Genomic DNA, 4,884 nt, shown 5'->3' on the forward strand with positions numbered 1-4,884 from the left:
GCGCTCCCCCGGGCCCGGGCCGTCCGGCCCGGCCGCAGCGGCCCGGCCGCGAGCTGACCGCGCTGCTGCGCGAGATCGACAGCCGCCGGATCGAGGCCGTCGTGCGCCGGCTCGCCGCGTTCGGCACCCGCCACACCCTGTCCAGCCAGACCGATCCGGTACGCGGCATCGGCGCCGCCCGCGACTGGATCCACGCCCAGCTCTCCGGGTACGCGGCCGCGTCCGGCGGCCGGATGAGCGTCGAACTGCAGTCGTACGTGCAGCAGCCCGCCTCCCGCATCCCCGTCCCCACCACCATCACCAACGTGGTGGCGACAGTGCGCGGCGACGTCACGCCCGAGCGGGTGTACGTCATCACCGGCCACTACGACTCCCGGGCCACCGACGTGATGGACGCGGTCAGCGACGCACCCGGCGCCGACGACGACGCCTCCGGCGTGGCGGTGGTGATGGAACTCGCCCGGGTGCTGTCCACCCGCCGCACCGAGGCCACCATCGTGCTCGCCGCCGTCGCCGCCGAGGAGCAGGGACTGTACGGCTCGGCGTACCTGGCCGCGCAGCTGAAGGCAGCCGGCGCCGACGTGCAGGCGATGTTCAGCAACGACATCGTCGGCAGCAGCACCGCCGACGACGGCACCCGCGACCCGCGTACCGTGCGGTTGTTCGCCGAGGGCGTGCCGACCGCCGAGACCCCGGCCGAGGCGAGCGTGCGGCAGTCCGTCGGCGGCGAGAACGACTCGCCGTCGCGGCAGCTCGCCCGGTTCGTCACCGACGTGGCCGAGAACTCCGCCACCGGCATGGACGTACGCGTCATCTACCGGCGGGACCGCTACCTGCGCGGCAGCGACCACATCTCGTTCCTGCGCGAGGGCTGGCCGGCCGGCCGGTTCACCGAGCCCAACGAGGACTTCGCGCACCAGCACCAGGACGTGCGGGTCGTCGACGGGGTGCAGTACGGCGACCTGCCCGAGTTCTGCGACTTCGGCTACATCACCCGGGTGGCCCGGGTGAACGCCGCGACGCTGTGGTCGCTGGCCCAGGCGCCGGGCACACCCAAGGGCGTCACAGTGGTGACCACGAACCTGACGAACGACACCACGCTGCGGTGGCAGCGCGGACCCGAGCCGGACCTGGCCGGATACGAGGTGGTGTGGCGGGAGACCACCGCCGACCAGTGGCAGAAGGTGCTGCCGGTCGGCGACGTCACCGAGGTGACCATCGACCTGTCCAAGGACAACGTGTTCTTCGGCGTACGAGCGGTGGACCGGGACGGGCACCGCAGCCCGGTCGCCTTCCCAAAGCCCGGCAGCTGAGGCCGGCCGGTCACCGCCCCGGCGCCGGGTCCACCCGGTCCGGGGCGGTGATCGCCCAGCGTTCGTGGTCGCGCCACGCGCCGTCGATGAACAGGTAGTCCGGGGAGAACCCCTCCAGCCGGAAGCCGAGCCGGCGCGCCAGCCGCTTCGACGGCTCGTTGCCGGGCTGGATGTTCGCCTCCAGGCGGTGCAGACCGAGCGGCCCGAACGCGTACTCGATCACCAGCCGCACCCCGGCCGAGGCGTGCCCGGTGCCCGCGTACGGGCGGAACGCCGCGTATCCGAGGTAACCGCCGCGCAGCGCGCCCAGCACGATGCCGCTGATGTTCGCGTATCCGGCGATGTCCCCGGTGGCCCGGTCGCAGAGCAGGAACCCGGAGCTGTCCCGCCCCCGGATCTTGCGCAGGTACGCCGCGTAGCGCTGCGCGTCGTCGGGCGCGGAGAGCCACGGATGATGCAGGTCGCGGCTGCGCCGGGCGGCGGCGACGAACTCCGCCTCGTCGGCCGGGCGGGGACGGCGGATGGCGACGCGTCCGTCACTGCGCAGATATCGCACAGCGCCACTCTGCGCCACCGCGTCCACCCCACCCCACCCGGGGTGCCCTCTCCCTCTCCCTCTCCCAGCGCGCACCCCAAGCCCTTCGCAGATCTTGGTAGGAAACGGCCCCTATGAGGGCCCTTTCGTACCAAGATCTCTCCCGGCTCCCATCATGTGGCCTGCCGATCTCATTGTGCGGAAGGAACGCTCCCCAGCCCCGCAGCCGGCATCCGACACTCACGCGATCTTGCACTTGATGCCCGCGAGATGCCCGCTTTGCATGGGTTTCAGCGGGGACCAAGATGCAAGATCGCGCGGTGATGCAGTCCGCCCGGGCGACGACGTGACGGGTTTGGTGAGCTGTGTCCGGTTCGGGGCGGGGGCGTGGCTGTGGTCGGTGCCATCGTCAGCGTGGAATCGGTGGCGGGCGCGGGGCGTTGTACATGGCTGAGCCCCGCGGCACCGGAACCGAGCGCCGAACATCGGCCCGCCCGGCACCCACGGCAGGTCAGGGAATCGGCCCGGCCCGGTCGTCGTTACATCCCCGAGCGACGGGCACCCCGCCGTCCCCCGGGAATGACCCCGGCCCGGTCGTCGTTACACCCCCGAGCCGCGGAGCAGGCCCCCCGGCCGCCCGCGCTACAGCCCTCTTCCGACGGGCACCCCCCAAGACTTCCCCCTTCTCGCGGCATCCCCTATCGCCGCGGTTTTCCCCCGACCAGGGAGGCAACCATCATGGCTACCACTCTGCTGCGCAAGACCGTTCTGACCGCTGCCGGTATCGCCGCCACCGCCGGTGGCATCGCCGGCCCCGCGATCGCCGCCCACGCCGCCCCGGCCGAGAAGGCCGCCATCGTCGCCGACCGCAAGAGCGGTCATGGCGAGCGGGAACTCGACGTGCGCTACGAGGCCCAGCCCAACTTCTACTTCTGCGGCCCCGCCGCCGCCCGCAACGCCCTGTCCGTGCAGGGCAAGAACATCGACGTGCACGCCATGGCCAAGGAGATGGGCACCACCGAGGCCGGCACCAACAGCATCAACGACATCACCCCGGTGCTGAACAAGGAGACCGGCGCGAAGGACGCCTACAAGTCGGTCGAGATCAGCACCCCTAAGGCCGACGACAAGCAGACCGACAAGCTTCGCGCCGACGTGGTCAAGACCGTCGACGCCGGCCGGGCCGTGGTCGCCAACATCGCCGGCACCGCCACCGACACCGACGGCACCACCCACTCCTTCGAGGGCGGCCACTACATCAGCGTCATCGGCTACCGCGACGACGGCAAGACCGTCACCATCGCCGACAGCGCCGACCCGAACACCGCCACCTACCGCATGAGCATCGACAACCTCGCCGACTGGATCGCCACCCGCGGCTACAGCACCAGCTAAGCAACACCGCCGCACATATGGCTGCAGAGCAATAGCGACAGCACGCACACCGGAAGGGCCCGACCCCCAACCACGGGGTCGGGCCCTTCCGCACGTGTCCAACGGCTGCCTTCCGGTCACCTCGCCGTCACGCCGGTGTCGTCACCCGGACGGCTCGCTCCACCACGCTGGGTCGCGCCGGATCGTCCGGGCGACCCAGAGGAGCAGCCGTGGCAGCCGAGGAGGCGACGCACCGCCCACCGACCACGCCCCGCCCACCGGCGACGAGCCGCCCCGACGTGAGTGTCGTCGTGCCTGTCTACAACACGCTGCGCTACCTGCGGTCCTGCCTCGACTCGGTGCTGCGGCAGACCATCGGGCCGGACCGGATGGAGATCGTGGCGGTGGACGACGGGTCCACCGACGGCAGCGGCCGCCTGCTCGACCGGTACGCCGCCAGGCACCCCGGCACGATCCGGGTGGTCCACCAGTCCAACTCCGGTGGCCCGGCGTCGCCCTGCAACCGGGGACTGGACCTGGCCGCCGGCCGGTACGTGTTCTTTCTCGGTTCGGACGACCGGCTCGGCCCGGAGGCCCTGGAGCGTCTGGTCGCCGCCGCCGACCGGTACGGCTCGGACGTGGTGCTCGGCAAGGTGGTCGGGGTCAACGGCCGGCACGTGTTCTCCGACGTGTTCGCCGACGGCAACGCGGTCGACGTGAGCCTGTTCGACTCGGCGCTGCCGTGGTCGCTGGCGAACACGAAGCTGTTCCGGCGCGACCTCGTGGACCGGCTCGGGCTGCGGTTCCCGGAGGACATGCCGGTGCTCAGCGACCAGCCGTTCACGCTCGCCGCCTGCTACCACGCCCGGCGGATCTCGGTGCTCGCCGACTACGACTACTACCACGCGGTACGCCGGCTGGACGCCCGCAACATCACCTACCACAGCCGGGTGGAGCAGCGCCTGGTCAGCGTGGGGCGGCTGTTCGCGTACGTGGCCGAGCTGATCCCCGCCGGGGAGCGCCGGGACGCGGTGCTGCGCCGCCACGCCGGGCTGGAACTGGCGAACCTGGTCGGCGACGACTTCCGGCACCTGGACCGGGCCGCGCAGGAGCGGGTGCACGCCACGGTGGCGCGGCTGGTACGGCGGCACGTCACCGACCGCCTGCGGGACCGGCTCGACATCGAGGCCCGGCTGCGCCTGGGCGCGGTGACCGCGGGCGGGGTGGACGACCTGCTGGCGGTCATCGAGCAGGACAACGGCCGGGGCGTGCCGGCGACGGTGTTCGCCGGTGACCGCTGGCACGCGGGCTACCCGGGCGCACCGGCCCGGTGGACCGACGTCACCGACGTACGCGCCCACTGGCTGGCGCGGCTGGACACCGTCGACGTGAGCTGGGTCGACGGGCACACGCTGACGGTGACCACGCGCAGCCCGTACCCCCGGTTCGCCACGGAGGCCGGGCCGGTGCGGATGCTGGCCGGTCCGGTCGTGGGCGCCACCCGGATGGACGCCGGTGATCCGACCGGCCGCACCCTGCGCACGGACTTCGCGCTGGACCGGCTCCTGGCCGCCAGCGCCGCCAGCGGTCAGCGCCATCCGGTACGCGCCGAGGTGGACGGCGGTCACGGGCGCGGCGGGGCCGCGGTGCGCGCGCCTCGCC

General features: G+C 72.4%; 4 protein-coding genes. 3 read left to right on the top strand and 1 reads right to left on the bottom strand.

Translation table 11 applies throughout. The features are described from left to right. On the top strand, positions 1–1,313 hold a 1,313-nt coding region (locus AC2CHG_RS29960), incomplete at its 5' end, for a M20/M25/M40 family metallo-hydrolase (protein WP_484526065.1). A gap of 10 nt (positions 1,314–1,323) precedes the next feature. Here the strand turns inward: AC2CHG_RS29960 and AC2CHG_RS29965 are convergent. After that, positions 1,324–1,869, bottom strand: a complete 546-nt coding sequence (locus tag AC2CHG_RS29965; protein ID WP_357208695.1) for a GNAT family N-acetyltransferase — start codon at positions 1,867–1,869, stop codon at positions 1,324–1,326. Between the two features lie 717 nt (positions 1,870–2,586). Here AC2CHG_RS29965 and AC2CHG_RS29970 point away from each other — a divergent pair. Together AC2CHG_RS29970 and AC2CHG_RS29975 are read left to right on the top strand one after the other, a co-directional pair. Further along, on the top strand, positions 2,587–3,243 hold the full coding sequence (locus tag AC2CHG_RS29970; RefSeq protein ID WP_366622076.1) for a C39 family peptidase: 657 nt from the start codon (positions 2,587–2,589) through the stop codon (positions 3,241–3,243). Positions 3,244–3,452: 209 nt separating this feature from the next. Further along, a partial coding sequence (locus AC2CHG_RS29975) for a glycosyltransferase family 2 protein (protein ID WP_484526066.1) occupies positions 3,453–4,884 on the top strand: 1,432 nt, incomplete at its 3' end.

This window comes from Micromonospora sp. ATLC20, from assembly GCF_057196585.1.

Bases quoted from the DNA above. Each gene is read 5' to 3' on its own strand.
- AC2CHG_RS29970 (WP_366622076.1), top strand. From the start codon at position 2,587: ATGGCTACCACTCTGCTGCGCAAGACCGTTCTGACCGCTGCCGGTATC.